The 24,228-nt window shown below is 72.4% G+C and carries 24 protein-coding genes; 11 read left to right on the top strand and 13 right to left on the bottom strand.

Annotated elements, in window-relative coordinates:
• Positions 1 to 132: 132 nt before the first annotated feature.
• The gene (locus AB0F98_RS17820; RefSeq protein WP_357736172.1) at positions 133 to 951 is read right to left on the bottom strand and encodes an alpha/beta hydrolase; all 819 of its coding nucleotides are present in this window, start codon (positions 949 to 951) and stop codon (positions 133 to 135) included.
• A gap of 410 nt (positions 952 to 1,361) precedes the next feature.
• Here AB0F98_RS17820 and AB0F98_RS17825 point away from each other — a divergent pair, with 410 nt between their 5' ends.
• From AB0F98_RS17825 to AB0F98_RS17840, 4 genes are all read left to right on the top strand, one after another.
• On the top strand, positions 1,362 to 2,540 hold the full coding sequence (locus AB0F98_RS17825; RefSeq protein WP_357736174.1) for an RNA ligase RtcB family protein: 1,179 nt from the start codon (positions 1,362 to 1,364) through the stop codon (positions 2,538 to 2,540).
• The gene (prfH, locus tag AB0F98_RS17830; RefSeq protein ID WP_357736178.1) at positions 2,537 to 3,214 is read left to right on the top strand and encodes a peptide chain release factor H; all 678 of its coding nucleotides are present in this window, start codon (positions 2,537 to 2,539) and stop codon (positions 3,212 to 3,214) included. The genes AB0F98_RS17825 and prfH overlap by 4 nt, the downstream gene beginning before the upstream one ends.
• Before the next feature lie 182 nt (positions 3,215 to 3,396).
• Positions 3,397 to 3,807: a hypothetical protein gene (locus AB0F98_RS17835; protein ID WP_357736182.1), complete on the top strand. Its 411-nt coding sequence runs from the start codon at positions 3,397 to 3,399 to the stop codon at positions 3,805 to 3,807.
• 139 nt (positions 3,808 to 3,946) lie between these two features.
• Positions 3,947 to 5,251: a vanadium-dependent haloperoxidase gene (locus AB0F98_RS17840; RefSeq protein ID WP_357736185.1), complete on the top strand. Its 1,305-nt coding sequence runs from the start codon at positions 3,947 to 3,949 to the stop codon at positions 5,249 to 5,251.
• Between the two features lie 78 nt (positions 5,252 to 5,329).
• Here AB0F98_RS17840 and AB0F98_RS17845 read toward each other — a convergent pair whose 3' ends face one another.
• Entirely contained in the window at positions 5,330 to 6,001 is a 672-nt protein-coding gene (locus AB0F98_RS17845; RefSeq protein WP_357736189.1) for a macro domain-containing protein, read from the bottom strand.
• Positions 6,002 to 6,215: 214 nt separating this feature from the next.
• Between AB0F98_RS17845 and AB0F98_RS17850 the strand changes: the two genes are divergently transcribed.
• On the top strand, positions 6,216 to 7,832 hold the full coding sequence (locus tag AB0F98_RS17850; RefSeq protein WP_357736193.1) for an ADP-ribosyltransferase domain-containing protein: 1,617 nt from the start codon (positions 6,216 to 6,218) through the stop codon (positions 7,830 to 7,832).
• Positions 7,833 to 7,848: 16 nt separating this feature from the next.
• Here AB0F98_RS17850 and AB0F98_RS17855 read toward each other — a convergent pair whose 3' ends face one another.
• Genes AB0F98_RS17855 through coxB form a run of 9 tightly spaced genes read right to left on the bottom strand, consistent with a single transcriptional unit; the run spans position 7,849 to position 16,637 of the window.
• Complete coding sequence (locus AB0F98_RS17855) at positions 7,849 to 9,591, bottom strand: cytochrome bc complex cytochrome b subunit (RefSeq protein ID WP_357736196.1); 1,743 nt, start codon at positions 9,589 to 9,591, stop codon at positions 7,849 to 7,851.
• Complete coding sequence (locus AB0F98_RS17860) at positions 9,588 to 10,454, bottom strand: Rieske (2Fe-2S) protein (protein ID WP_357736199.1); 867 nt, start codon at positions 10,452 to 10,454, stop codon at positions 9,588 to 9,590. Before AB0F98_RS17860 ends, AB0F98_RS17855 begins: the two co-directional genes overlap by 4 nt.
• A complete protein-coding gene (locus AB0F98_RS17865; protein WP_357736202.1) occupies positions 10,451 to 11,320 on the bottom strand; it encodes a c-type cytochrome in 870 nt (289 codons plus the stop codon). Before AB0F98_RS17865 ends, AB0F98_RS17860 begins: the two co-directional genes overlap by 4 nt.
• Before the next feature lie 4 nt (positions 11,321 to 11,324).
• A complete protein-coding gene (locus AB0F98_RS17870; RefSeq protein WP_357736206.1) occupies positions 11,325 to 11,714 on the bottom strand; it encodes a c-type cytochrome in 390 nt (129 codons plus the stop codon).
• Complete coding sequence (locus AB0F98_RS17875) at positions 11,711 to 12,592, bottom strand: cytochrome c oxidase assembly protein (RefSeq protein WP_357736209.1); 882 nt, start codon at positions 12,590 to 12,592, stop codon at positions 11,711 to 11,713. Before AB0F98_RS17875 ends, AB0F98_RS17870 begins: the two co-directional genes overlap by 4 nt.
• Positions 12,580 to 12,981, bottom strand: coding sequence for a hypothetical protein (locus AB0F98_RS17880; RefSeq protein WP_357736213.1), 402 nt, complete (start codon positions 12,979 to 12,981; stop codon positions 12,580 to 12,582). The genes AB0F98_RS17875 and AB0F98_RS17880 overlap by 13 nt, the downstream gene beginning before the upstream one ends.
• Position 12,982: 1 nt before the next feature.
• Positions 12,983 to 13,606, bottom strand: coding sequence for a cytochrome c oxidase subunit 3 (locus AB0F98_RS17885; protein WP_357736216.1), 624 nt, complete (start codon positions 13,604 to 13,606; stop codon positions 12,983 to 12,985).
• 55 nt (positions 13,607 to 13,661) lie between these two features.
• Entirely contained in the window at positions 13,662 to 15,590 is a 1,929-nt protein-coding gene (ctaD, locus tag AB0F98_RS17890) for a cytochrome c oxidase subunit I (protein ID WP_357736219.1), read from the bottom strand.
• Between the two features lie 15 nt (positions 15,591 to 15,605).
• On the bottom strand, positions 15,606 to 16,637 hold the full coding sequence (coxB, locus tag AB0F98_RS17895; protein WP_357736222.1) for a cytochrome c oxidase subunit II: 1,032 nt from the start codon (positions 16,635 to 16,637) through the stop codon (positions 15,606 to 15,608).
• A 134-nt stretch (positions 16,638 to 16,771) separates the two neighbouring features.
• Here coxB and ccsA point away from each other — a divergent pair, with 134 nt between their 5' ends.
• The 5 genes from ccsA to AB0F98_RS17920 are packed head-to-tail and all read left to right on the top strand — an operon-like array spanning position 16,772 to position 21,293.
• Positions 16,772 to 17,536: a cytochrome c biogenesis protein CcsA gene (gene ccsA, locus AB0F98_RS17900; RefSeq protein ID WP_357736225.1), complete on the top strand. Its 765-nt coding sequence runs from the start codon at positions 16,772 to 16,774 to the stop codon at positions 17,534 to 17,536.
• Positions 17,533 to 17,934, top strand: a complete 402-nt coding sequence (locus tag AB0F98_RS17905) for a cytochrome c maturation protein CcmE (RefSeq protein ID WP_357736228.1) — start codon at positions 17,533 to 17,535, stop codon at positions 17,932 to 17,934. Before ccsA ends, AB0F98_RS17905 begins: the two co-directional genes overlap by 4 nt.
• Positions 17,924 to 19,858, top strand: coding sequence for a cytochrome c-type biogenesis CcmF C-terminal domain-containing protein (locus AB0F98_RS17910; RefSeq protein ID WP_357736231.1), 1,935 nt, complete (start codon positions 17,924 to 17,926; stop codon positions 19,856 to 19,858). Before AB0F98_RS17905 ends, AB0F98_RS17910 begins: the two co-directional genes overlap by 11 nt.
• Positions 19,855 to 20,406 (top strand): redoxin family protein, encoded by a 552-nt coding sequence (locus AB0F98_RS17915; protein WP_357736234.1) that lies wholly within the window; start codon positions 19,855 to 19,857, stop codon positions 20,404 to 20,406. The genes AB0F98_RS17910 and AB0F98_RS17915 overlap by 4 nt, the downstream gene beginning before the upstream one ends.
• A complete protein-coding gene (locus AB0F98_RS17920; protein WP_357736237.1) occupies positions 20,403 to 21,293 on the top strand; it encodes a cytochrome c-type biogenesis protein CcmH in 891 nt (296 codons plus the stop codon). The genes AB0F98_RS17915 and AB0F98_RS17920 overlap by 4 nt, the downstream gene beginning before the upstream one ends.
• Positions 21,294 to 21,374: 81 nt before the next feature.
• Here the strand turns inward: AB0F98_RS17920 and AB0F98_RS17925 are convergent, their stop codons facing one another.
• Both AB0F98_RS17925 and AB0F98_RS17930 read right to left on the bottom strand, forming a co-directional pair.
• On the bottom strand, positions 21,375 to 22,904 hold the full coding sequence (locus tag AB0F98_RS17925; RefSeq protein WP_357736240.1) for a metallophosphoesterase: 1,530 nt from the start codon (positions 22,902 to 22,904) through the stop codon (positions 21,375 to 21,377).
• Between the two features lie 193 nt (positions 22,905 to 23,097).
• On the bottom strand, positions 23,098 to 23,490 hold the full coding sequence (locus AB0F98_RS17930; protein WP_357736243.1) for an ester cyclase: 393 nt from the start codon (positions 23,488 to 23,490) through the stop codon (positions 23,098 to 23,100).
• A 124-nt stretch (positions 23,491 to 23,614) separates the two neighbouring features.
• Between AB0F98_RS17930 and AB0F98_RS17935 the strand changes: the two genes are divergently transcribed.
• Complete coding sequence (locus AB0F98_RS17935) at positions 23,615 to 24,214, top strand: TetR/AcrR family transcriptional regulator (RefSeq protein ID WP_357736246.1); 600 nt, start codon at positions 23,615 to 23,617, stop codon at positions 24,212 to 24,214.
• Positions 24,215 to 24,228 lie beyond the last annotated feature (14 nt).

Consider the following 24,228-nt stretch of genomic DNA (forward strand, 5'->3'; position numbering starts at 1 on the left):
CTCGCCTCCTTGGTTGCGGCGTTCCCCCGTGGGTGCCCGGTGTGGCTCGGTGCAAACGGGGTGTGCGGGCGCACATCGCGTAAGGCATCCTAGGAAGATAGGTTACGACTCGAACGGCCGCGATTGCCCGGCTCAGAGCTGGAGCAGGGTCCTGATGTCCGCGAACACCCGATCGTCGGCGGCAGCGGCCTGCGGGGAGGACGCGTCCTGCTGGACGAAGTTGTGCTCCAGGCCAGGCTCCTGGCGGTGCAGTACGCGCACCCCGGCCTCGGCAAGCCGACGGGCGTAGGCGTTTCCCTCGTCGCGCAGCGCGTCGTGCTCGGCGGTCACGATGATCGTGTCCGGCATGCCGCGCAGGTCCGGCGCCAGCATCGGGCTGGCCGCAGCCCGGTCGGCGGCCTCGGGCGTCCACTGCTCGACGGCCCAGGTGAGGAAGTCGGTGTCCAACGCGTGACCGGAACCCTCCTCGACGACGCTCGGCTGCGAGAGGGTCAGGTCGGTGTTGGGGAAGAACAGGATCTGCGCGGCGGGCAGCCGCTCCCCCGCGTCCCGCAGTCGAAGACAGGCCATGGTGGCCAGGTAGCCACCGGCGCTGTCGCCGGCGACCGCGGCCGGCCGGGCCCAGCGCAGCACCGTGACCACGTCGTCGATGGCGGCGGGGTAGGGATGTTCGGGAGCGCGCCGGTAGTCGACAGCCAGCACCTCCACGTCACAGGCGTCGGCGAGGCGCCGGCAGAGGCGGTCATGGGTGTCCAGGTCACCCAGGACGAAGCCACCGCCGTGCGCGAACACCACCTGCGGCCGCGCCTGCGCCGCCGGGCGGTAGTGGCGCAGGCGCAGACCGTTCGGCCCCTCGACGTCCTCCACGCCGGCCAGTTCCGGACCCCGGGGCCGGTCGGCGGCGCGCCGGCGTGAACCTTCGCGGAGTTCGAACGCATCAAAGGAAGCCATGAGCCTCTCATTCCGTCGACGACTGATCGGAGATCAGATGACCGGCACGCCCCAGGTGGCCTCGTTCATGAACCTCGGCGTCACCCCGCCGCGCTCACCCCGCCGAGCCGGAGCACACGGGGCGACGCCATGGGCGGGTCAGTACTCTAACGCCCGTCGGACACGGTGTCCGGTTGAGGCGGGAAACCCAGCGGGCTGTCCCCCCGACCGGGTCGTGACGCGACGCTCGGCCGTCCGTGGCGCCACCCCACGGTCGGGGTCGAAACTCGGTTGCGGGGCCCGGGCGGGTTCCGCGAGGGTGTGCCCATGAGGTTCTGACGGACAGCAGCCACGTTTCTCCGCGGCGCCGTGACCCGACCGGCGCCGTACGGTCGTCCGCCCGCTCTCCCCTCCGCGAAAAGTGAGCGTCCTTGTCTCTGCACGCCTCCCCTTCGGAAGCCCTCCCACCGTCCACCCCCGCCACCGTCACCGTGTTCGCCTCGCCCGAGAGCTGGATCGAGTCGGATGCGCTCCGGCAGTGCCAGCAGGTGGCCGCGCTCGATGGCATGATCCACGTAGCCGGCATGCCGGACCTGCATCCGGGCAAGGGCGCGCCCATCGGCGCCGCCATGTCGTCCACCGTGCTGTATCCGTTCCTGGTGGGCTCCGACATCGGTTGCGGCATCGCGGTGTTCCCGATCAAACTCAAGCGGGCCGTACCCGAGAAGCTCGCCACCCGGTTTCCCGACCTCGACCAGCCGCTGGACCCGGAGCGGGACGCCGACGACCCGGCCTGGGCAGTCGTGGCGGGCGACATCCCCGCCGGTCATCTCGACGGCCTCGGGACGGTCGGCCGGGGCAACCACTTCGTCGAGCTGGCCCAGGTCGGTACGGTCTTCGAGCCGGACCACGCGGCCCGTCTCGGGCTCGCCACCGGAGATCTGGTGCTGGTCGTGCACAGCGGCTCCCGCGGGCTCGGCGAGCGGATCCTGCGCGCACACACCGAGGTCCACGGCGCCGGCCCGGGCGCCGACGTCGCCGCCTACCTGGCCTCGCACGACGAGGCCGTGCGGTGGGGATCACTCAACCGGCGGCTGCTCGCCGCCCGAGTCGCCCACGCGCTGGGCGCCGAACCGACCGAACCGGTCGTCGACGAGTGCCACAACCTCGTCGAGATCCGCGACGGGCGGTACCTGCACCGCAAGGGGGCGGCGCCGGGTGACGGCCGCGACGTGCTCGTCGCCGCCACTCGTGGCACCCCGTCCTACCTGGTGGCCGCCCACGCCGGTCCGGACGCCAACCATTCGGTGGCCCATGGCGCGGGCCGCAAGATGTCCCGCGCGGACGCCCTGCGGCGGGGCCGCGCCAAGCACACGGTCGAGGAGCTGCGTCGCACCCCGGTCGGTTCGGTGGTGGTGTGCGGCGAACGACAGCTGCTCTTCGAAGAGGCTCCCTCGGCGTACAAACGCATCGAGCAGGTCGTCGCCGACCTCGTCGAGCACGACCTGGCCACCCCCGTGGCCACCACGGTGCCCCTGGTCACCTACAAGACGGCCGAGATCGGAACCGGGCGACGAGCCGACCGCCGACGTGGGCGGAGGCGGGCATGAGCGTCCACCTGCTCCTCTCCGCCGGGCGCGGCCCACAGGAGTGCGCGTGGGCGCTCACCCAGCTGCTGCACCGCCTGGAGGCCGACGCCGCCCGGCAGGGCTTGACGACCCGCCGGATCCAGGCCGTGGCCGGCGAGCGGCCCGGCACCCACCGGTCCGCGCTGGTCCTGATCGACGGTGATGACGCCGAGTCGTTCGCCGCCTCGTGGACCGGCACGCTGTGCTGGCAGGCACCAAGCCCTTACCGGGCGAGCACCGGTCGCAAGAACTGGTACGTCGTCGCCCGGCCTTGCCAGCTCGACATCCCGACGACGAGGTTCGCGGAGGCCGACGTCGACGTCGTCGCCTGCCGCACCGGCGGCCCGGGCGGCCAACACCGGAACAAGGCCAGCACGGCCGTACGGGCCACCCACCGCCCCACAGGCCTCGTCGTCGTGGTCGACACCGAGCGCCACTTCAACCTGAACCGCCGCATCGCCCTGCGGCGGCTGCGGCAGCGCATCGAGGACGGCGACGAGGCCGACCGACGTCACCTGCTCACCGACCGGTGGCGGATCCACGACGAACTCGTACGCGGCAACCCGACCCGCATCGAACGCCCGCCGGCATCGGGTCAGGACCCGGCCCCACGGCAGCGACGACGGCAGGCCGGCAGCGCCCGCTCGGCGCACTGACCGCCGCGCCCGGCGGTCGTCGGCCGTCCCGCGGCTCGTGGCGACCTGTCCCGGCCCGCGGGACGTGGCGACCTGTCCCGGCCCGCGGGCCGTGGCGGCCTGTCCCGGCCGCGTCGTGACGCCACAGAGACGGTGGGCGGGCGACCATCTCGTACACAGCCTCTCGCCCCGAGGGAGGAAAGATGGACTCCGTCATCCTGCCCGAACTGCCCACCTACCTCTTCGCCCCCAACCTGGCCGGCGTCCTGTCGTTGGCCCTCACCTTCGTGCTGCCGCTGGTCGCCGCGCTGTTCATGCGTACCTCCTGGTCGGCTTTTCGCAAGGGCCTCGTGCTGCTCCTCGTGTCGGCCGTGAAGACCTTCCTCGAGGCGTGGCTGGTCGCCGTCGACGCGGACACCGCGTTCAACGTCGCGGAAACGGCATACGCGGTGGTGGTGAACTTCGGCCTGGCGGTCGTCTTCTACTCCGGACTGCTGCGGCACACCCCGCTCCAGCAGGCGGTCATCGCCCGCGGCCCGGTCAAGGAGCAGCCGGCACCGGCCGAACCGGTGCCCGGCGACACCGTCGGTGAACGGCCTGAGCCGGTGCCCTGAGTGGGCATACGACAGCGGGACCACCAATGGTGAAACTCGTGCTAGCGTTCACAATCGTCGATTGATTATCCGCGCTGCCTGCGGCCGGCGATCGCCCGTCGTCGGCCACACCGCCCGCTGATCAACGTCGGGGGAACCCATGTCGAGCCATCGTCCGGCACTGCGGAAACGCTGGCCCCGCACCGTCCCGGCAGCCCTCGCGCTCGGCCTGTTGATCGCGATGACGGCCACGACGCCGGTGGCGACCGCCGCCGCGGCCCGGCCCTCCGGCAGCGGCACGACCAATCCCGTCGTCGCCTGGGACCTCCAGGCGCAGACGGCGATCTGGGACGTCGCGGCGCAGCAGCCGAACGAGCAGGTACGCAGCTTCGCGATGGTGAACGGCGCCGTCTACGACGCGGTGAACGCCATCGCGGGAACCCCGTACCAGCCTTACCTGGTCGCGCCGGCGACCCGGGGCACCGAATCGGTGGACGCGGCCGTCGCCACCGCCGCTCACGGCGTGCTCGCCGCGCTCTTCCCCGCCCAGCAGGAACGGCTCCGGGCCGAGTACGACGAGGCGCTCAGCCTGATTCCCGACGGCCCGCCGAAGCGGGGCGGCGTCAGGGTCGGCGCCCGGGCCGCCGCCGCGATGGTCGCCGCACGGCAGGACGACGGAGCGTACGGCGACCAGCAGTGGGCGGTCGGCACCGAGCCCGGTGAATGGCGTCCCACGCCGCCGCCGTACCTGTCGCAGGGAGCGTGGACGGGGCACATGCGTCCGTTCCTGCTGCCCCGCGCGTCGCTGTTCCGCACGCCCGGCCCGCCGCCGGTGACAAGCGAGGCGTACGCCCGTGACGTCGCCGAGGTCAAGCAGGTCGGCGCGGTGTCGAGCACGGTACGCACCCAGGACCAGACCGAGGCTGCGCTCTGGTGGCACGACCGGCGCTCCGCCTCGTGGGAGATCAAGCGTCAGCTCGCCACCACCCAACGGTTGGACACCCTGCAAACCGCGCGCTTCTTCGCGATGACCGACCTCATCGTGGCCGACTCGGGCGTTGCCTGCTTCAGCCAGAAGGAGTACTGGAGCTACTGGCGTCCTGTCACCGCGATCCAGCGGGCCGACAGCGACGGCAACCCGCGGACGGCGGTGGACCCGGATTGGACACCGCTGCTCGTCACGCCGCCCTTCCCCGAATACCCGTCCGGTCACGCCTGCGGCACCGGTGCGCGCATGTCGCTGTACCGGCACTTCTTCGGCACCGACGACGTGACGTTCAGTGGATCCAGCGTCGACTCCGGCACGACCCGGCACTTCAGCAGCTTCTCCCAGGCGCTCGACGAGCTCATCGGCGCGCGCGTCTGGGGCGGCGTGCACTTCCGCAGCGCCGACGTCGACGGTGCCGCGCTCGGTGACGCCGTCTTCCGCTACGCGGTCCGGCACCATTTCCGCCCGCTGCGGTAACCCGGCCCGCACCAGCCTCAGCAGCGACATCGTCGACGGTCCCACGTCTGGTTCGTCGAGTCGCGGCCGCCCCGGCCGTCAGCCGCGGGTGCGGGCCGGCGGCTCGATGCGCACCCGCTCGTCCTCCGGCTGGCTGTCGATGTCGCGCAGTTGGGCGTGGATCGTCGTCCGCAGTTCGTCGTAGTCCTCGAAGTGGTAGTCGTTGAAGAGGGTGTAGCCGGTCCACATCAGGTTGGCGCAGACCCGCGCCGGCACCCGGCCGGTCGCCGCGCCCAGGCCCACCAACGCCACCGACCTGATGCTGCCCGGGCTCTTGGCGTTGCGCACGTGGACGGCCTGGAACGCGGCGGCGCACGCCAGCGCGACGTTCAACGTCTCGCTCACGTTCTGCGCCGACTGCTCCATGGTCGGCGTCGAGATCAGGAACTTCGGGTTGGTCGCTCCGGACGGCACGCACACCGCACTGCCCACCGGCAGCGATCCACCGAACTGGTCACGGATCGCCCGTTGCACCCGCAGTTGGATGCCCGCCCCGAGGTGCCGCTTGATGACCGCGTCGACGCCGCCGTCCATCAGCCCTCGAGAGTTCGTCGGGCTGACCCAGGCGTCGACGTGCCGGGTCAGGATCGAACCCTTGTGGATCTCCACCTCGGGGGTGTCGGCGAACGCCGCCTGCCACGCCTGCACCACCTTCGCGTTGACGTCGGTCAGGACCACCTTGAGCAGCGGTTTCCCGGTTTCGAGGGGCATGGGGAACTCCAGGGGTTGAGCGGGGGCGTCTGCAACGTGGATCAACCTACTGTGCGCCACCGACACTGTGGACGCCGCATCGATCGTGAACGATCCGACCCGTCGACGCCGGCTGGCCTCGGGCGTGACCGATGTCGGTGTCGTACGGCACAATGCCCGCGCCTTGATCACCCGCGCCGCGTCGGCGCGGTCCCCCACCACCCGGAGCCCGAGCATGAGCGACGCGAACACCCCCACCCCGGCCGACCCGAACGACCCGCTCGCCCTCACCGGGCTGTTCACCGGCGGCGGCGAGCCGTGGCTGCCGCTGCTGAAACCCGTCATCGAGGCGCAGCCGGCCGCCGCCACCTTCATCGGTCCGAGCCGCGGCCCGCACGTCGTGCCCGTGCGGGAACTGACCTTCCAGGCGCTCAAGCCCAATCCACCGGAGAAGTGGAAGGTGGTCGTCTTCGGGCAGAACCCGTACCCGCGTCCGGAGAGCGCCACCGGCATCGCGATGTTCGACAACACCTTCCACGACTGGTCGGACAGCCAGTTCGGCAGGGTCGTGAGCATCCGCTGCATCATCAAGGCCGCGGCGATGTGGAAGTACGGCATCCCCAAGAAGACGCCGATCGCCGACATCCGGTCCCTCCTGCGCGAGCACGACATCGTGCCCCCACCGGAGTGGTTCCAGGCGATGCTCGCGCAGGGCGTGCTGCTGCTGAACGCGGCACTGACCGCCAGCAGCGACGGCGCGATGGCCACGGCGAGTCACACCGCGTTCTGGCAGCCGGTCGTCGAGAAGGTCGTCGAGGAGATCCTGCGCGCCAAGCAGAACGCCGACGAGTCCGACCGTGGCGTGGTCTTCGCGTGGTGGGGGGCGCACGCCCGCAACCTGAAGAGGATCGTGCTCCGCCTCGAGAAGAAGTACCCAGCGGTGGAGGTGCGGCACATCGACCACCCCAACCCGGCGGCGCAGGGCGACATCTTCTGCGACGGGGACCACTTCGCCGAGGTGAACGACGCGCTGCGGGCGCTCGGGGCCGACGAGGTCGACTGGTTGCCCAGCGAGGGGTGGAGCACGGTGGCGGCACATTCCGGTGGCGCGGACGGGGGCACCGCCGACCGGATGGGCGCGTTCATCGCCTCCACAATGGAGCTGCATAAGCTCTACCTCGACCGGCTCGCCAGCGTCAAGGACGAGGGCCTCGTCCTACCGGCGATCACCGGCGTGTTCGACACCCCGCTGATGGAGTTCCGGGAGGCGGTCGCCCCGGTCGCGAAACTCCTGCCCGGGCTCGACTGGCAGGTGACGCAGTCGTACCAGTTCGGTGCGGAGCGCGCCGAGGACACGGCCGACGGTCTGTCCGCCGACGAGGTCGCCGCCCTGTACCTCTACACGTGCGAGTCGGCCTTCTACCGGCAGATCAACGCCGCGCTGCGAGACCCGGACCGCGGCCGGGTCGTGCCGTACCTGCCGTACCTGCGCCTGCTGTTCTCAGCCGTGTCGCGGCTCCCGGTCCGCCGCGAGCCGCTGTGGCGCGGGGTGTCGCTGGACCTGCGCGCCCAGTACCCGCTCGGTCGCACCGTGACGTGGTGGGGCGTCTCGTCCTGCACGGCGAAGCTCGGTGTGGCTCAGGCGTTCCTCGGCGACCGCGGCAAGCGGACGTTGTTCGAGGTGACCCCCGCGCGGGCCGTCGGCATCCGCCGGTTCTCGGCCTTCACCGGTGAGGAGGAGTTCATCCTCGCTCCCGGCACACAGCTCACGGTGACCGAGGTGAAGGCGGAGCGCGGCGGCCTGTGCACGGTGCGCCTGACCGAGCTCGCCGAGCAGCGGCTGGTGGCGTGAGCACCGGCGAGGGCGGTCAGCGCGGCGGGTCGCCGGGCCGGTCGGCTCCGCTCCGGCGTGCCCGCCGCTGCCGTAGCGCCGCGACCAGCAGCGACACGCCCATCGCGGTGTTGGCCCCGCGGCGCAGCACGGCACGAACCCTGCCCGGCGGTCGGGGCGGCGGCGGGCCCGGTACGACGACCCGGTCGACGCCCGGGTAGGCGAGCTGGGCGGCGGAAGCCGCCTCCTGCTCGGTCGACGCCGCCCGGTTGCCCAGCATCGCGACCCCGCCCGGCGCGTCCCGGTAGCGCCAGCGCCACACCTCACCCTCCGGCCACAGCTCGATCCGCTCGCCGGGGCGGTCCCGGGCCGGTTGTTCCGGCTCGTTCACGTCCGCTGTCACAGCGGCACGGTGACCGGCGGGCGGCCGGTGCACGTCCCGCGCCTTCGCCAGGTCGGCGCGGGTCAGCTCGCCGAGGCGGGCGGCGTCGCCGTGGCTGAGGGCCCTGGCCAGCAGAAACGCCAACGTCCCGGTGAGCAGCGGCAGGACGAGCACCACGACGCGCAGCACCGAGAGCACGTCGTAGACGGACACCCGCAGCAGTCGGGCGATGATGTCGTCGCCCGCCGCGACGACCAGCACCGCGTAGAAGGTGAGCGCCGCGACTCCGACGCCCATCCGAACCGGATGGTCGCGTGGCCGGTCCAGCAGGTGGTGCTGCCGGCGGTCGCGGGTCCGCAGCCGTTCGAGGAACGGCCAGGCGTACAGGGCCAGGAACGTGACGCCGCCGATCACCACGCCGGGAATGAACGGTGACGGCACCAGGTACCCGCCGATGCGCACCTCCCACGCGGGAAAGAGCCGCAACGCACCGTCGCCCCAGGTCACATACCAGTCGGGCTGCGCCGGTGAGGTGGCCTCGGCCGGAGAGAACGGGCCGTAGAGCCAGACCGGGTTGATCTGCACCAGCCCGCCGAGCGCGAAGAGCACCGCCACCACCCAGGCGAACAGCGCCAGCGACCGCAGGGTGTAGCTGGGCCAGAACCGGGAGCCGACCACGTTGTGCTCCGTGCGTCCCGGGCCGGGGAACTGGCTGTGCTTCTGCCGTACGACCATCGCCAGGTGCACGCTGATCAGGGCGACCAGCACGGCGGGTACCAGCAGCACGTGGCTGACGAACAGCCGCGGGATCATCTCGTCGGAGGGGAACTCGCCGCCGAGGGCGAGGAACGCCAGCCACGCTCCGACCACCGGGATCGACTCCACCACCGAGACGATGATCCGCAGTCCCATGCCGGAGAGCAGGTCGTCGGGCATCGAGTAGCCGGTGAAGCCGTTGGCCAGGGCGAGGGTCAGCATGGTGACCCCGACCAGCCAGTTGAGCTCCCGAGGCTTGCGGAACGCTCCGGTGAAGAAGATCCGGATCAGGTGCACGACGATCGCGGCGACGAAGACCACGGCAGCCCAGTGGTGGGTCTGCCGGATCAGCAGCCCTGCCCGGACGTCCCAGCTCAACCGGACCGTGGAGGCGTACGCGGCGGAGGTGGTGCTGCCGTCCAGCGGCGCGTACTCGCCGTGGTAGATCCGGTCGGCGGAGCTGGCCTCGAAGAAGAAGGTGAGGTAGACGCCGGTGAGGATCAGGGCGATGAACGAGTAGAGGGCGATCTCGCCGAGCATGAACGACCAGTGGTCCGGGAAGACCTTCGCGAGTGCCTTCCGGGTGATCGGGGAGAGCCGCAGCCGGTCGTCGACCGCGCGGGCGAGCCGATCGAGGATCATGGCCGGCTCCAGAAGCCGGCGCCGGGCGGCGCGGTGAACTCCCCGGTGGCGCGCAGGAACCCGTCCGGGCCCACCTCGATCGGCAGACCGGGCAGCGCTCGGGCGGCCGGGCCGGCGACGGGCTTGGCTCCGGCGAACAGGTCGAAGGACGACTGGTGGCAGGGGCAGAGCACCCGGCCGGTCCCGTGCAGGTAGAGCCGGACCGGGCAGCCGGCGTGCGTGCAGAGCAGGGAGTGGACGACCAGCCCGTCGAGGTGACCACCGGCGGGAGGCCGGGTGAAGCGTTCCGGTTGCAGGCGGACCGCGAAGGCGGGAGCGTCCCCGGCCTCGAGGTCACCTTCCGGGAAGACCGCGACCACCGTGCCGGTGGGTACGTCCGCGGGGCGCAGCGGTCTACCGTCGGCCGTGACCAGCCGGACGCCGGGTCGCCACGGGGTGTCCTTGAGCGCCTCGACCGGGCGGGTGCGGTCCCACGGCAGCAGTGAGCGGAGCGGGAACAGGGCCGCGGCGCCGAGGGCGGTCAACGCGAGGGTGAGCGCACCGAGCAGGCCGCGTCGACGGATCGGGCTGTCCGGAGCCGCGAGCGCCTCGCCGGCCATCGCCTGCTCCCCCGGCGGCGGAATGAGCCCCTCGTGCTCCTCGACGTACCCGCCGGTCGGCACCAGTCGCCTTCCCCAGATGGCGAGGCCGGTCGCCAGGCCGGCGAAGGCGACGGCGAGGCAGACACCCTCCCACTGCGTCTGTCCGCCGAGGCCGTACGTCACCGCGAAGCCGATCGCGCCGGCGGCGCTGACCAGGAAGGAGAACACGATACGGCGGTTCACCCCGGGCGGGGCGGGCGGTACCGGCGGGCGCCTGCTCATTCCTCCGCCCTCCTGCCCAGCCAGCGGGCCGCCGCGACGAGCAGCCCGAGGGTGGCGATCCAGGCGACCAGGCCCTCGGCGAGCGGGCCGAGCCGGCCCAGCGGGTTCCCGCCCCGGTCCAGCCGCTCACTCTGCAGCCGCCGCACGTACGTGGTGAGGTCGTCGACCTGCTGATCGGTGAGCACCTGGCTGGGAAACACCGGCATGAGCCCGGGTCCGACGCGCACCGCCTCGGCGATCTGCACGGCCGTGGCCTCGTACAGGGGTGGGGCGTCGCGGCCGTCGGTCAGCGCGGCACCCGCGCCGGTGGCGCCGTGACAGGGTGCGCAGTTGGCGGCGAAGATCTCCCGCCCGGCCGGGAGGTCGCCGGGGAGGACCCGGGGAACCTGCGGCCCGCCCCCGCCGAAGCTGGCCACATGGTCGACCAGCGCGGCGATCTCGTCGGCCGAGAAGACCGGTTCGTCGCGGCGGGGCTGCGGCAGCTCGTCCGGAATGGGCATCCGGCCGGTGCCGACCTGGAAGTCCACCGAGGCGGGGCCGACCCCGACCAGGGAGGGGCCGCGTTGACTGCCCTGGCCCTGCTCGCCGTGGCAGCTCGCGCAGTGCTGCCGGTACAGCTCCGCGCCACGCTCGCCGGTGGGCATGGCGGTGGCGGGCGTGGCGGGTGCGGTGGTGGCGGGCGTGGCGGTGGCGGGCGCGGTGGTAGCGGGCATGGCGGTGGCGGGCGTGGCCGTCGGTGTCGGGTCGGGGTCGGGTTGGGTGGCCAACGCCGCCGGCCCGGCGGCGAGCACCAGAGCCGTTCCGACGGCGAGGATCCGGCGGGGCCTGTGCCGTTGCGCCGCACCGGTCGAGGCGTGCTGCTGCATCCGGTCAGTCCAGGGTGTAGAGATAGGCGGCGATGTCCTGCGCGTCGATCGGGGTGACACCGAGATCCGGCATGGCGGTTCCCGGCTCGACGGCCTGCGGGTCGACGATCCAGTGCTGGAGGTTGTCGGCGTTGTTCACCAGCTCCCCCGCGATGTACGAGCGCGCGCCGAACCGGGTCAGCGGCGGCCCGACCAGCCCCTCGGCCCGGTCGATGCCGGGAATGGTGTGGCAGGAGCCGCAGCCGTACTGGGTGATGAGGGCGGCCCCCCGGTCCGGTTGACCGGCGCGGATCTCCGGGGGCGGCGGCCGGTCGGCGCGGGCGCAGGAGGTGGCGGCGAGCACCGCCACCGGCACCAGCAGGGCGAGCCACCGGGCACGCGAAGGTCTGGTCATCGCAGCACTCCCTCGGTTCGGGCGGCGGCCGCGGGCCCGGCCGGCTCTGTCGGACCCACTGTGTCCGGATGTTGCCGCTGCAGCCGCAGCAGCCAGCGCAGGAACACCGTCAACGCCGCGACGAGGACGGCCACGTCCATCGGCGCCCACATGAGCAGGCCGGCGAGTTGCTGGTCGGCGAGTGGCTCGGGACCGAGTGCCCTGAGCGGGTAGACCGGCCGGGGTGCGAAGGTGAGGACGGCACCCAGCGCGGAGGCCGGCAGCATCGTTGCGACCAGCAGCAGCAACGCGACAGGTGCGGGCAGCCGGTGCCGGGCCACGCCCAGAATCGGAGCCCAGAGCAGCCAGGATCCGGCGACGAAACAGACGTGTTCCAGGGCGTGCACGACGGGCCGGTCCAGTGCCGCGACGTACGGCGCCGGCAGATGCCAGACCCACAGCACCAGGGTCTGTACCGCGCCGGCCATCAGGGCGGTGTTCACCGGCCGACGCAGCCAGCGGGTGCCGCGGGCGGACCGGAGCCGGGCCAGCCGTCGCCGCAGCCGGACCGGGCAGGCCAGGCTGAGCGGCAACCCGGCGGCGCCGGCGGCGAGCAGCGGGCCGGCCACCAGCAGCAGCACCATGTGCTGGGTCATGTGACCCGTGAAGGACCGCTGCGCCAGCCCGGCCAGCGGTCCGCTGTCGGCGGCGAGCACGACCAGCACGCCACCGCCGAAGGCGACGACCCGCCAGCCCGGCAGCACCTCCCCGGCTCCCCGACGCGCCCACAGCTCGTGGACACCCCGGCCGTAGCCGGCGGCCAGCAGGGCGACTGCCACGGCGAGCAGAATGGTGAGCAGCCCGGCCTCGACGGAGCCGGCCGCGCTCAACGCTGACATGGCGGGAACACCAGCAACGCGACGCCACCCAGCAGGATGATGGCCAGGAACAGCAGGTTCGCCCAGAGGCCCAGGGCGGCGAGCAGCCGGGTGCGGCCGAGGGTCCCTTCGGCGATCCCGTCGGGCCGGGTGTGGGCGGTCCGTCGCCAGGCGAGCGCGGCAGCGAGGAGCGCACCGACGGTGGCGAGCGCCGGCAGGACCACCGCGAGCGCGACGACCACCCGCAGCGGTACGGCGCCGACGCGATCCGAGCCGCTGGCGCAGGTGAGTTCGTCGATGCCCCAGGCCAGCATCAGGTGGATCGCCCACGCGAGCGCGCCCCCCAGCACCGCGTACCAGAGCAGCAGCCCACCGGCGAGACGGGTACGCGGGCCGGGTTGCGCGCTCACGTCACAGCCTCGGCGAGAGGTAGATGGTGAACAGGATGGCGGCCCAGACCGCGTCGACGAAGTGCCAGTAGATGGCCGCGTTGCGGACCCGGTCGTGGCGGTGGGCGCCGAAGCTGCCGCCGCGCAGCGCGGCGGCGAGCAGCCAGCTCAGCATGGTGAGCCCGATGAGCACGTGCAGGCCGTGGAATCCGGTGATGACGAAGAAGAGCGAGCCGTAGGCGTTCGTGGTGAGGGTGAACTCGTGGAACAGTTCGGCGTACTCGGTGGCCTGCAGGACCAGGAAGGTGGTTCCGAGCAGGATGGTGGTGGCCAGGCCGTACCGCAGCCGCCGGCGGGAGCCGCGGCGGATGCCGCGATCCGCCCAGATCATCGGCAGGCTGCTGGGCAACAGCACCGCCGTCATCACCAACGGGCGTAGCAGCTTGGGTTGCTCGATGCCGCCGGGTGGCCATTCGCCGCCGTGTTGGAAGCGCAGGTAGAAGTAGCTGCCGAGCAGGCACGCGAACAGGGTCGCCTCGGTGGTGACGAACATGACCATGCCCCACCACCCGGTGGAGCGGCCGACCGGCAGTTCGGTGGTCAGCGCCTCGGTGCTGGTGGCCGCGGCGAGGTTGCGGGCGCTCATCCGGGCCACGCCCCGCGGTCGGTGCGGAGACGCGGCTGACCCGCGCGGCGCCCGTTCATCGGGCCACCCCCAGTTCCTCTTCGGGACGCCGCGGCGGCCACAGCCACCAAGCGATGATCACGGCCACCGCGACGGCCGCCGCCACGGCGAACGGGTACCAGGCGAACAGCATCGCGGTGAAGAACACGAGCATGGCCAGGGCGAGCAGCAGTGGCTGCAGGGAAGCCTCCGGCATCTCCACCACGCGTTCGCGGCGGCCGTCCAGTTCGCTGGTGAACAACGTCCGCCGGCCGTCGGCGAGGATCCGGTCCGGGGTGGCGTCCTCCGTCATGGAGGACCGGCTCGGCTGGTCCCAGGTGGGGTGCAGGCTGTGCACCTGCGGCAGGACGGGGAAGTTGTACGGTCTCGGCGGCGAGTCGGTGGACCATTCGAGGGTGTCGCCGCCCCACGGGTCGGGTGGTGCGGGACGGCCGCGGCGGATGGCGTGCACCACGCCGATCAGCACGAGCAGCAGGCCGACGGCCAGGATGTACGCCCCGATGGTGCTGACCATGTTCCACACGTCCCAGCCGGGCTCGTCGCGGTAGGTGTAGACCCGGCGCGGCATGCCGAACAGGCCGGAGAGGTGCATCGGGAAGAAGGCGACCTGCATGCCCGTGAAGAACAGCCAGAACGCCCACTTGCCGAGTCCTTCGTGGTACATCCGTCCGGTCATCTTCGGCAGCCAGTAGTAGATGCCGGCGAGGATCGGGAACACCGCGCCGCCGATGAGCACGTAGTGGAAGTGGGCGACCACGAAGTACGAGTCGGTGACCTGCTGGTCGAAGGCGGTCAGCGCGAACATGGCGCCGGTGAAACCACCGAGCACGAAGGTCACGATGAACCCGATGAGGAACAGCAGCGGCACCCGTACGACCAGGCGGCCTAGCATCATGGTGGCCAGCCAGGCGAATATCTGGATGCCCGAGGGGATCGTGATGATCGTGCTGGCGGCGCTGAAGAAGCTGTAGGACAGGTGCGGCAGGCCGGTGGCGAACATGTGGTGCACCCAGACGCCGAACGAGATGATCGCGATGGACACGATGGCGAGCACGATCAGGACGTAGCCGACCACGCCGCGGCGGGTGAAGGCGGGCAGCACCGCCGAGACGATCCCGAGTGCCGGCATGACGATGATGTACACGTCCGGGTGGCCGAAGATCCAGAACAGGTGCTGCCAGAGCAGCACGTTGCCGGCAGCCTCCGGGTCGAAGAAGTGGGTGCCGAACCGGCGGTCGAGGAAGAGCATCGCGTTGTCGAGATTCAACGCCGGCAGCGCGAAGATCACCATGAAGGCGGTCGCGACGATCGCCCAGACGAACAGCGGGACACGGTTGAGGGACATGCCGGGCGCCCGCAGCTTGAGCGCGGTGACGATGAAGTTGATCGAGCCTGCGGTGGTGGCGATGCCGAGGAAGAGCAACCCCAGGGTGTAGACGTCCATGTGCAGCCCGGGGGTGTTCCGGCCGTCGGTCAACGGCACGTACGCGAACCAACCCCCGTTGGGCGCCGCGCCGAAGGGCAGACTCGCCCACATGAACAGCCCGGCGAAGAGGAAGACCCAGTAGCCGAACGCGTTCAACTTGGGGAAGGCCATGTCCCTCGAACCGATCATCAGCGGGACGAGGTAGTTGCCGAAGCCGAACAGCATCGGGGTGGCGAACAGAAAGATCATCGCCGTGCCGTGCATGGTGAACAGCTGGTTGTACTCCTCCGGCGAGAGCAGGTTCGACTCGGGCCGGGCGAGCTGGGTGCGCATGGCCAGCGCGCTGATCCCGGCCAGGACGAAGAACAGCGAGGCGGTGACGAGGTAGCGCCGCCCGATCCGCTTGTGGTCGACGGTGCTGAACCAGGAGCGCAGCGAGGGCCGCTCCCCCCAGTGCGCTTCGAGGCGGGCCAGGTCCTCCTGGCCGGCGCCGGATGACGGCGCGATCGTCGTGGACATGTCCTGCCTCCCGCTCTACTCGAGTGACCGCAGGTAGGCGATGAGGTCGGGCAGTCGTTGCGCGTCGACCGGCTGCGGCGGCATGTAGCTGCCGGGCTTGACGGTCTGCGGGTTCACGATCCACCCGCCCAGGTGTCCGGCGTCGTTGGGCACGGCGCCGGCGCCGATGCTCCAGCGCGAGCCGACGTCGGACAGGTCCGGCCCGACCCGGGCGTCGGCGCCGGTGCCGCGGATCGCGTGACAGCCGGCGCAGCTGCCCTGGACGAAGGCCTGCTGCCCGCGCCGCTCGGCTTCGGTCGTCGGTTGGCGCGCCGGCGCTCCGAGGCGGGCCAACCAGGCCTCGAACTGTGGGCGCGGTTCGGCGATCACCTGGAACGCCATGTGCGCGTGCTGGGTGCCGCAGTATTCGGCGCACTGCCCGCGGTAGGTGCCCGCCCGGTCGGCGTGCAGCCAGGTCTCACGCATTTCGCCCGCGATCAGGTCGGTCTTCGGCATCAGTTGCGGCACCCAGAAGCTGTGCAGGACGTCCGCTGTGCGCAGCCGCACCCGGACCCGTTCCCCGACCGGGATGTGCAGCTCGTTCGCGGTGGCGCCGTCGATCCCCGGCACTCGCACCTCCCACCACCACTTGTGGCCGGTGACCTCGATGGTGGGCGCGTCCCGTCCGGGCCCGGCGCCGAGCGCGGCCAGGTCGCGGAGTCCGAGGGCGTAGACCACCACCAGGATCACCAGTGGCACCCCGGCGCCGGCGATCGCGACGAACCGCAGTGGTTGGCCGTGCCGCACCCGGGTGTCGCGGCCCCGGCGGAACACCAGGGCCCACACCAGAAGCACCATGACCTCGGCGAAGACCGCTGCGGAGATCCAGAAGAGGACCCACCACAGGTCGGCGATCCGGGCGGCGCCCGTACCCGCCGGGTCGAGCGTGGAGGGCGAGCCGGCCGAACAGGCCGCGAGTGGCAGCACGACGGCGAGCGTCAGCGCCGGGCCGACGCGCCGGATCGGCCGGCGTCGCCCGGGATGCTCGAGGTCGTGCGCTCTGTTCACCGGCACCGACCCTAACCAGCTCATCCCTTCCTACGCCTTATATAGGCAAATGCGATGAATAGAGCATTTACTCGGAATAGAGTCGGCACGCAGGAACGGCCCGGGCAAGCGCCGACGGCGCGGACAGGGAGATCATGCGAGCGACCACCGTGGACCTCGCCCTCGACACTCGCGGCGGTGCTGCCGGCCGGCGCACGTTGGGCTGGACGGCCGGCGGCCTGTCCGCCGCCGCAGCTCTCGCCGGTGGATTCCTGGCCCCGACCGACGCCGCGCAGGGTCCGGCACAACGGCTCATGTACCTGCACGTGCCGGCCGCCTGGGTGGCGTACCTCGCGTTCGGAGTCGTGCTGGCGGCCAGCGTGGCGTACCTGATCGGCGCCGACCCCCGCTGGGACCGCTTCGCCCGGGCCGGCGCCGAGATCGGTGTCGTGCTGACCGCGCTCGCCATCGGCACCGGGTCCTACTGGGGGCACCTGGTCTGGGGCACCTGGTGGGCCTGGGATCCCCGGTTGGTCAGCACGGCGCTACTGCTGCTGACCTACACCGGCTACCTGGCGCTGCGACGGATGCTGACCGAACGCACCGGCAGCCGCGACGGCGACCGTCCGGTGGCCCGGCCGGCGGCCGTGGTCGGCGTGGCCGGCTTCCTGCTGGTCCCGGTGGTGCACTTCTCGGTGCTCTGGTGGCGATCGCTGCACCAGCAGGCCACGATGCTCGCCCCGGAACGCCCGCCGATCGATCCACGGATGGGCCTCGCGCTGCTGCTCGCCGTGGCGGCGGCCAGCGTCGTCGCGCTCTGCGTCCTGCTGCACCGGGTGGTCCGGCTGGAACGCCGGCGGTCCGTGCCGGCGGCCACGCCCGCCGACCCGGCCCGGCGCGCCCCGGCCCGGGTCGGATGATCCGGCGCCCCGGTCGAGTCGCACTGATCGGCGTGCTGCTCGCCGGCGGGGGTCTGCTGGTCACCAGCGCCCTACGGGACACCCTCACCTACTACCGGACGCCCGGCGAGGTGCTGGCCGATCCGGAGCTGGCGCGCGAGCGCGTACGGCTCGGCGGCGATGTGGTGCCCGGCTCGCTGCGCCACGAGGGCGATCTGGTGGTGTTCAAGTTGACCGAGGCGGGACACGAGATCGTGGTGTACCAGCGCGGTGTCCCGCCGGAGACGTTCCGCGAGGGTGAGAGCGCCGTCGTCGAAGGCCGTCTCTCCACCGACGGCGTGTTCCGCTCGGACCACGTGGAGGTCCGGCACGGCAACGAGTACCGGCCGGCCGAGGTGGGGCCGTCGGATGCTCGGTGACCTGGGCACCGCCAGCCTGGCCGCCGGACTGATCAGCGCCTCGGTCACCGTTCTGCTCTGGCTGCGGGTCGCGCTGCTCGGCAGGTCCGCCCGGCAGGCGCGGGTGGCCACCGTGGTGACCCTGCTGGCCGCCGCCCTGGCGTGCGCGGTGCTGGAGACGGCCCTGCTCCGACACGATTTCAGTGTCCGCTTCGTCGCCGAGAACGGCGGGCGGCACGTATCCGGTTACGACACGGTCACCAGTCTCTGGTCGGCGCTCGACGGTTCGCTGCTGCTGTGGTTGCTGGTGCTCTGCGGATACGCCGCACTGCTGGCCCGCCGACGTCACCCGCCCCGGCTGCACGCGTACGCGATGGCGGTCGTCGGCGTCGTGGCCACGTTCTTCTTCGCCCTGTCGGCGCTCGCGGCGAACCCGTTCCGGTCGGTGCACCCGGCGCCGGTCGACGGCCCCGGGCCGAACCCTCTGCTCCAGCAACACCCGGCGATGGGCGTGCACCCGCCCCTGCTCTACATCGGCTACCTCGGCCTGGTCGTGCCGTTCGCCCTCGCCCTGGCCGCCCCGCTGGCCGGCCCCGAAGGCCGGGACTGGCTCCGCATCGCCCGCCCGTGGACCCTGGCCGCCTGGTCGGCCCTGACCGCCGGGATCGCGATGGGCGCCTGGTGGTCGTACGCGGTACTCGGCTGGGGTGGCTACTGGGCGTGGGACCCGGTGGAGAACGCCTCGCTGATGCCCTGGCTGACCGCGACCGCGTTCCTGCACACCATGCTGTCGGGTGCCCTCCGGCGGGCTCGATGGAACTCCGTCCTCGCCTGCGCCAGCTTCCTGCTGGTGCTGCTGGGCACGTTCCTCACCCGCTCCGGCGCGGTCGCCAGCGTGCACGCGTTCACCGAATCCCCACTCGGCCCCCTGCTGCTCGGTCTCGTGCTGCTGGCGGTCCTGGCATCGACACTGCTCGCCGGCCGGCGCGACCCGTCGCCGCCCGATCCCGGCCACCCTCCCCTGCTGTCCCGGGCCACGGCCGTCCTGGTCAACGGGGTGCTGCTGGTGACGATCGCCGCGGTCGTGCTGATCGGCACCGTCCTTCCACTGCTCACCGAGCCGCTGACCGGTGCGCGCAGCAGCGTCGGTCCCGGCTACTACCAGCGCACCGCGGTCCCGCTGGCGATCGTGGTGCTCCTGCTCGCCGGGGTCGCTCCCGCCGTGCGGCGAGCGGGCGACCGGGCGGCGGCACGACAACTGGTGCTCCCCGCGGTCGCCGGGTCGGTGACCGTGGCCGCGGCGAGCCTGCTCAGCCGGCCGGGTGTGCCGGCACTTGTCGCGTTCGGGGCGGCGGCGTTCACCCTGACCGGTCTGGCCGGACAGCTCGGGTCGCTGCTGCGCCGCCGCCGGGGCGTACGGGCGGTACGCCTGGCAGCCGTACTGGCACACGCCGGCCTCGCGCTGGTCGCGCTCGGCGTCGCCGGGTCCTCGGCGTACGGCCGGGCCCAGGAGCGGACCGTGCGAACCGGAGAGACGGTACGGGTGTCGGACGTGTCGGTACGGCTGCTGGCGGTCGAGCGATCGGCGAGCAACGGCCGGATGGCGGTGCGGGCCCGGCTGGCACTGACCGGTGACGGCGCCGACCGCACCGTCGCTCCGCGACTCTGGTACGACACTGCCCGGGACACCGCGGTCACCGTGCCGTGGATAGACACCGGCCCGCGGCGTGACACCTACGTCACGCTGCTCGCCGTCGCCGCGGACGGCAGCACCGCGACGGTGCGGCTCGCGGTGAACCCACTGGTGGGTGTCCTCTGGTGCGGCGCGGCACTGATCGTCGGCGGTGGACTCCTCGCGTTCGCCGCGAGCGTGCGGCGGATCCGGCGGCGGCCACCGACGTCGACTCCGGCCGCCCCGCCCGCCGCCGCGAAGGTCCCGGCGTGACGGCCGGCCGACTGCGCCGACTGCCGGTGGGCAGGGCGACGCTGCTGCTGCTGGTGGTCGCGGTCGCCGTCGTACTGGCCGCCGGGCTGCGCACCGGCACGGCCCCGACCACCGGAGCGGCCGGCGACCCGATCCCGGCGCCGGCGCTGGACGGGGCCACGCTCGACGGCGGACGGTTCGACCTCACCGAGGCGCGCGGACAGGTGGTCCTGGTGAACGTCTTCGCCTCCTGGTGCGGGCCGTGCCGCGACGAACTGCCGCTGCTCGCCGACACCGTCCGACGCTGGTCCCCGCACGGGCTGCGGGTCGTCGGGCTGAACCTGCGCGACGGACCGGAGGCCGTGCGGGCGCTGCTGGCCGAGACCGGGACGACGGGCCTCACCGTGCTGCCGGACCCGGACGGCACCCAGGCCGTCAGGTGGGGCGTACGCGGAGTCCCCGAGACCTTCGTGGTGGACCGCGACGGGCGGATCGTCGCCCGCCAGCAGGGAGTGGTCACCCGGCAGTGGCTCGACCAGCGGGTGGCGCCGCTGCTGGAGCTGGCATGAGCTGGCGGCGGCTGCTCGGGGCGCTGGTGGTCGCGGCACTGGTCGCCGGAGCGGTCGCGGGACTGCTCCGCTCGTCGGCGGCGGCCCCGGACGCCGACCCGGTCCGGACGGTGACGCAAGGGTTGCGCTGCCCGGCCTGCCAGGGCGAGTCGGTGGCCGACTCGCAGTCGCCGATCGCCGCGGCGATGCGACAGGCGGCGGCCGAGCAACTGGCCCAGGGACGCAGCCCGGCGGAGATCCGCCGTTGGTTCGTCGAACGCTACGGCGACGACGTGCTCGCCGACCCGCCTGCCCGGGGGCTGTCGCTGCTGCTCTGGGCCGTACCGGCGCTGGCCCTGCTGGGCGCCGGCGCCGCCGCCGTACGCACGCTGCGTCCGTCGCGGCGCCGACGGCCCGTCGCGGCCGCGGCCGGCCGCGCTTCGGTCGGCGCTGCCGCGCACCGTGTCTGGTGGGTGTCCTGCGCCGGAGTGGTGGTGCTGGTGGCCGCGGTGGCGCTCGCCGCCGACCGCCTGGACGACGCGCAGCCGCAGGCGGGACCCGCAGACCCGGTCGCCGTCACCCTCCAGCTGGCCCGCGACCTTGAGCGGGATCAGCGCTACGACGCCGCCGCCGAGCTGTACCGGGAGGCCTTGCGGGACCGCCCGGACGACGGCGTCCAGCTCCGGCTCGCCTTCGCGCTGTTGCGTGCGGGTGACGCCGCCGGTGCGGAGCGGACGGTGCGGGAGGTGCTGACGCGCTCCCCCGACTCGCCGGACGGCCTGCTGGTGCTCGGGCTCGCGCAACGCAGCACCCGACCGGGGGACGCGCCGGACACGCTGCGCCGGTTCCTCGCCGTCGCGCCGCGCCATCCGGCCGCCCCGGAGATCCGCCGGCTGCTCGGCGCCTGACCCGCGCCCGCGGGCACCGCCCTGGTGCGGGTGCCCGCATCGCCGCACCCGCTCGTCGGCCGGGGCGCGGCGGACAGGCGGTCAGCGGCCGGCGGGCGCCTGGCTCGGGATATCCGGCGACGGCGGCGGTGCCGCCGGGGTGGTGGCGCCGGCGCCGGCGCCGCCCGTGTCCGCCGCGACGTCCGGGTCGATCACCTGCCGGTTCAGGCTCACCTGAGCCAGGCCGGTGCCACCGACCCGGATGTCGTCGTACGCCTCGAGACGGTGGTTCTGGCCCAGGTAGAGCACGGACATGGCCAGCGGTGTGGGCTCCTCGCCTTCGAGTCCACGCAGGCCCGCTCCGCCGGTGGAGCCCTGCACCGCGAGCCGGCTGCCGGGTCCGCCGCCGGGGCCGGGCAGCATGCGGACCTCCCGCTGGTGGGTGTGCCCGGCGAGGATCAGCGGCGCCGTCCCGGCGAGCGGCTCGGCGGACGCCGGGTCGTGCACCAGGGCGATGTCGACCGGGACGCCGGCGGCCCGGATGGTGTCGGCGAGTCGCAGGCCGGAGCCCGGCAGGCTCGTCGGCCCCTCCTCCCACGGGCCGGCCTCCTGCTCCTGCTTGTCCGGCGTGAACCGGGGGTCGCCGATCCCGGCGATGCGTACACCCGAGACGCTGGTGATCGAGTCGTCCAGGACCACGGCGTTCGGCTGCCCGGCGACGGCCTGCGCGGTACGGGGCGAGTCGTGGTTGCCGCGGATGTAGACGTACGGCACCTTGAGCTGGCCGATCATCGACACGTACGACGTCTCCGGCTCGCTGCCCCAGTCGGTGATGTCGCCGGTGTCGATCACGAGGTCGATGTCGAACTGCTCGACCACGGTCTTGATCACCGGCCAGACGGACGGGTTGAGGTGCAGGTCGGAGACGTGCAGGATCCGGGTGGTGTCCGGCGCCGCCTCGTAGACGGGCAGGCTTGACATGGTGCTGTAGAGCTTGCTGACGTTGCCGACGAGTCGTTGCAGTTGGTCGGCGTAGCGGGTGTAGTCGTCAGCGATCCGGCGGGCGTCGCCGACCAGCGCGGGCGCGTTGACCAGGAGCCCTTCGTAGCGTGGCTCGGCGACGGCGCCGGGTCGTACGGTGAGCGCGGCCGCTCCGAGGGCGCCGCCGGTGACGGCGAGGGCGAGGGTCCCCGCCCAGGCCGTCCGGCGGGTGGAGCGGAAGGTCAGTGCCGCGAGCAGCATGGTGACCAGGACGGACACCGCGATCGTGCGCAGGCCCAGGCGGAGCAGGGCGTCGCGGATGTCGGCCGGCGCGGAGGCCCCGGCGGCGGCCAGCCCGCCCGGTTCGTGGATCAGCGCCTCGGCGCGCTTCTGGTCGAGCGAGTCGAGGCGGGCGGTGAGCCGGGCCGGTCCGGAGTGGCTGTCCAGGAAGAGCGAGCCGAGCGGTGGCACGGCGATCTCGCTGCCGCCGTTGGTCGACGGGCTGACCTGAAACTGCACTCGCAGCGGTCCCACGTCCCCGGTGACCCGGCCGCCGAGCATGGTGCCGCCGATCACGCCGGCGAGGGTAACGATGATCATGGCCAGGGCCACCAGCCCTCGCCGCGCCCAGCGGGCAGCGCCTCGCCTCACGGCTCCCCCTCCCCCGGGACCGAAACATGCAAGGATGCACGTATTCGTGGCGACCAAGGGTACGCCGTGCGACCGGCGACTGACGAGAGTCAGGGCGACCGCCGACGGCGCTCGGTCCACCCGCGAGCGGGGACACCGACGGCGGTGTCCCCGCTCGTGGTTTCTGGCGATCCATTCCGGATCCCCTCAGCGGTCAGGCGGTCAACTGCCGGAGCATCTCGGCCGAGTCGTGCAGGTTCGTCATCTGGGAGAACCGGCCGTCACGAACCTTGTAGATGGCGTACTCGACGATCTTGAACGAGGCGCCGGACGGTTGAATGCCGAGCCATTCCTTGGTGGGGGTGCCGGTGTTGATGGCGCGTACGGCGATGCCGTCTCGGTCGATGAGCAGTTCGTCGACCTCCCAGCGAATGTCCGGGACGGCGTCCGCGATCCCCTTCAGGACCGTGACCACGTCGTCGCGGCTGCCGGGGTGACCGCCGAGCAGGACCTCGTCGTTGATGAACTCGGCCATGCGATCGAACTGATGGGCGTTGAGCGCCTCGGCGTAGCGCATGTACCAGTCGCGCAGATCACTCTCGGTCATGGTGTTCCTCTCCCCTGTGCCGGAAGGCGTGGCGTCTGAGCTGTATAGACTTTTACACCGATCGGTGCAGAAGGCGACCGTAGCAGTTCTGCACCGATCGGTACCAAAGTGCTAGGGTGTGGTGATGCGCACGTCGTCGATCGGCCGCCCGCGAGAGTTCGACCCCGAGGTGGCGCTCGAGAAGGCCATGGTGGTCTTCTGGGCCCAGGGCTACGAGGGCGCCAGCCTCACCGACCTGACCGAGGCCATGGGCATCTCCCGCAAGAGCCTGTACGCGGCCTACGGAAACAAGGAGGAGCTGTTCCGCAAAGCGCTGAAGCACTACGAGCAGGGCCCCGGCGCCTACGTCGCCGAAGCACTACGAGCGCCCACCGCCCGCGAGGTGGCCATGTCCTTCCTCGCCGGCGCGGCCCGCGCCAACACCCTGCCCGCACTACCCGCAGGCTGCCTCGGCGTCCAGGGCGCGCTGGCCGCCGGCGACACCGGGCGCACCGCGCGCGACTTCCTCGCCGAGTGGCGCGCCCGCGGCCAGGCGCTACTGGGTGACCGGTTCAGGCAGGCCGTCGCCGAGGGCGACCTGCCCGCCGGCGCCGATCCGGAGAAGATCGCCCGCTACGTCATGACCATCGCCAACGGCGTCGCAGTCCAGGCAGCCGGCGGCGCCACATGCGAAGACCTGCAACAAGTGGCCGACGCCGCGTTGCGGAACTGGCCACCGGCCTGACGGGCGAGGCCCGG

Origin of the sequence: Micromonospora sp. NPDC023737 (assembly GCF_040639715.1) — a bacterium.
Classification (GTDB): Bacteria; Actinomycetota; Actinomycetes; order Mycobacteriales; family Micromonosporaceae; genus Micromonospora.

Excerpts from the sequence above, each read along its gene's own strand:
- AB0F98_RS17820 (WP_357736172.1), bottom strand. The coding sequence starts at position 951 with ATGGCTTCCTTTGATGCGTTCGAACTCCGCGAAGGTTCACGCCGGCGC.
- prfH (WP_357736178.1), top strand. The coding sequence starts at position 2,537 with ATGAGCGTCCACCTGCTCCTCTCCGCCGGGCGCGGCCCACAGGAGTGC.
- AB0F98_RS17835 (WP_357736182.1), top strand. The coding sequence starts at position 3,397 with ATGGACTCCGTCATCCTGCCCGAACTGCCCACCTACCTCTTCGCCCCC.
- AB0F98_RS17840 (WP_357736185.1), top strand. The coding sequence starts at position 3,947 with ATGTCGAGCCATCGTCCGGCACTGCGGAAACGCTGGCCCCGCACCGTC.
- AB0F98_RS17845 (WP_357736189.1), bottom strand. The coding sequence starts at position 6,001 with ATGCCCCTCGAAACCGGGAAACCGCTGCTCAAGGTGGTCCTGACCGAC.
- AB0F98_RS17850 (WP_357736193.1), top strand. The coding sequence starts at position 6,216 with ATGAGCGACGCGAACACCCCCACCCCGGCCGACCCGAACGACCCGCTC.
- AB0F98_RS17855 (WP_357736196.1), bottom strand. The coding sequence starts at position 9,591 with ATGATCCTCGATCGGCTCGCCCGCGCGGTCGACGACCGGCTGCGGCTC.
- AB0F98_RS17860 (WP_357736199.1), bottom strand. The coding sequence starts at position 10,454 with ATGAGCAGGCGCCCGCCGGTACCGCCCGCCCCGCCCGGGGTGAACCGC.
- AB0F98_RS17865 (WP_357736202.1), bottom strand. The coding sequence starts at position 11,320 with ATGCAGCAGCACGCCTCGACCGGTGCGGCGCAACGGCACAGGCCCCGC.
- AB0F98_RS17870 (WP_357736206.1), bottom strand. The coding sequence starts at position 11,714 with ATGACCAGACCTTCGCGTGCCCGGTGGCTCGCCCTGCTGGTGCCGGTG.
- AB0F98_RS17875 (WP_357736209.1), bottom strand. The coding sequence starts at position 12,592 with ATGTCAGCGTTGAGCGCGGCCGGCTCCGTCGAGGCCGGGCTGCTCACC.
- AB0F98_RS17885 (WP_357736216.1), bottom strand. The coding sequence starts at position 13,606 with ATGAGCGCCCGCAACCTCGCCGCGGCCACCAGCACCGAGGCGCTGACC.
- ctaD (WP_357736219.1), bottom strand. The coding sequence starts at position 15,590 with ATGTCCACGACGATCGCGCCGTCATCCGGCGCCGGCCAGGAGGACCTG.
- ccsA (WP_357736225.1), top strand. The coding sequence starts at position 16,772 with ATGCGAGCGACCACCGTGGACCTCGCCCTCGACACTCGCGGCGGTGCT.
- AB0F98_RS17905 (WP_357736228.1), top strand. The coding sequence starts at position 17,533 with ATGATCCGGCGCCCCGGTCGAGTCGCACTGATCGGCGTGCTGCTCGCC.
- AB0F98_RS17910 (WP_357736231.1), top strand. The coding sequence starts at position 17,924 with ATGCTCGGTGACCTGGGCACCGCCAGCCTGGCCGCCGGACTGATCAGC.
- AB0F98_RS17920 (WP_357736237.1), top strand. The coding sequence starts at position 20,403 with ATGAGCTGGCGGCGGCTGCTCGGGGCGCTGGTGGTCGCGGCACTGGTC.
- AB0F98_RS17930 (WP_357736243.1), bottom strand. The coding sequence starts at position 23,490 with ATGACCGAGAGTGATCTGCGCGACTGGTACATGCGCTACGCCGAGGCG.
- AB0F98_RS17935 (WP_357736246.1), top strand. The coding sequence starts at position 23,615 with ATGCGCACGTCGTCGATCGGCCGCCCGCGAGAGTTCGACCCCGAGGTG.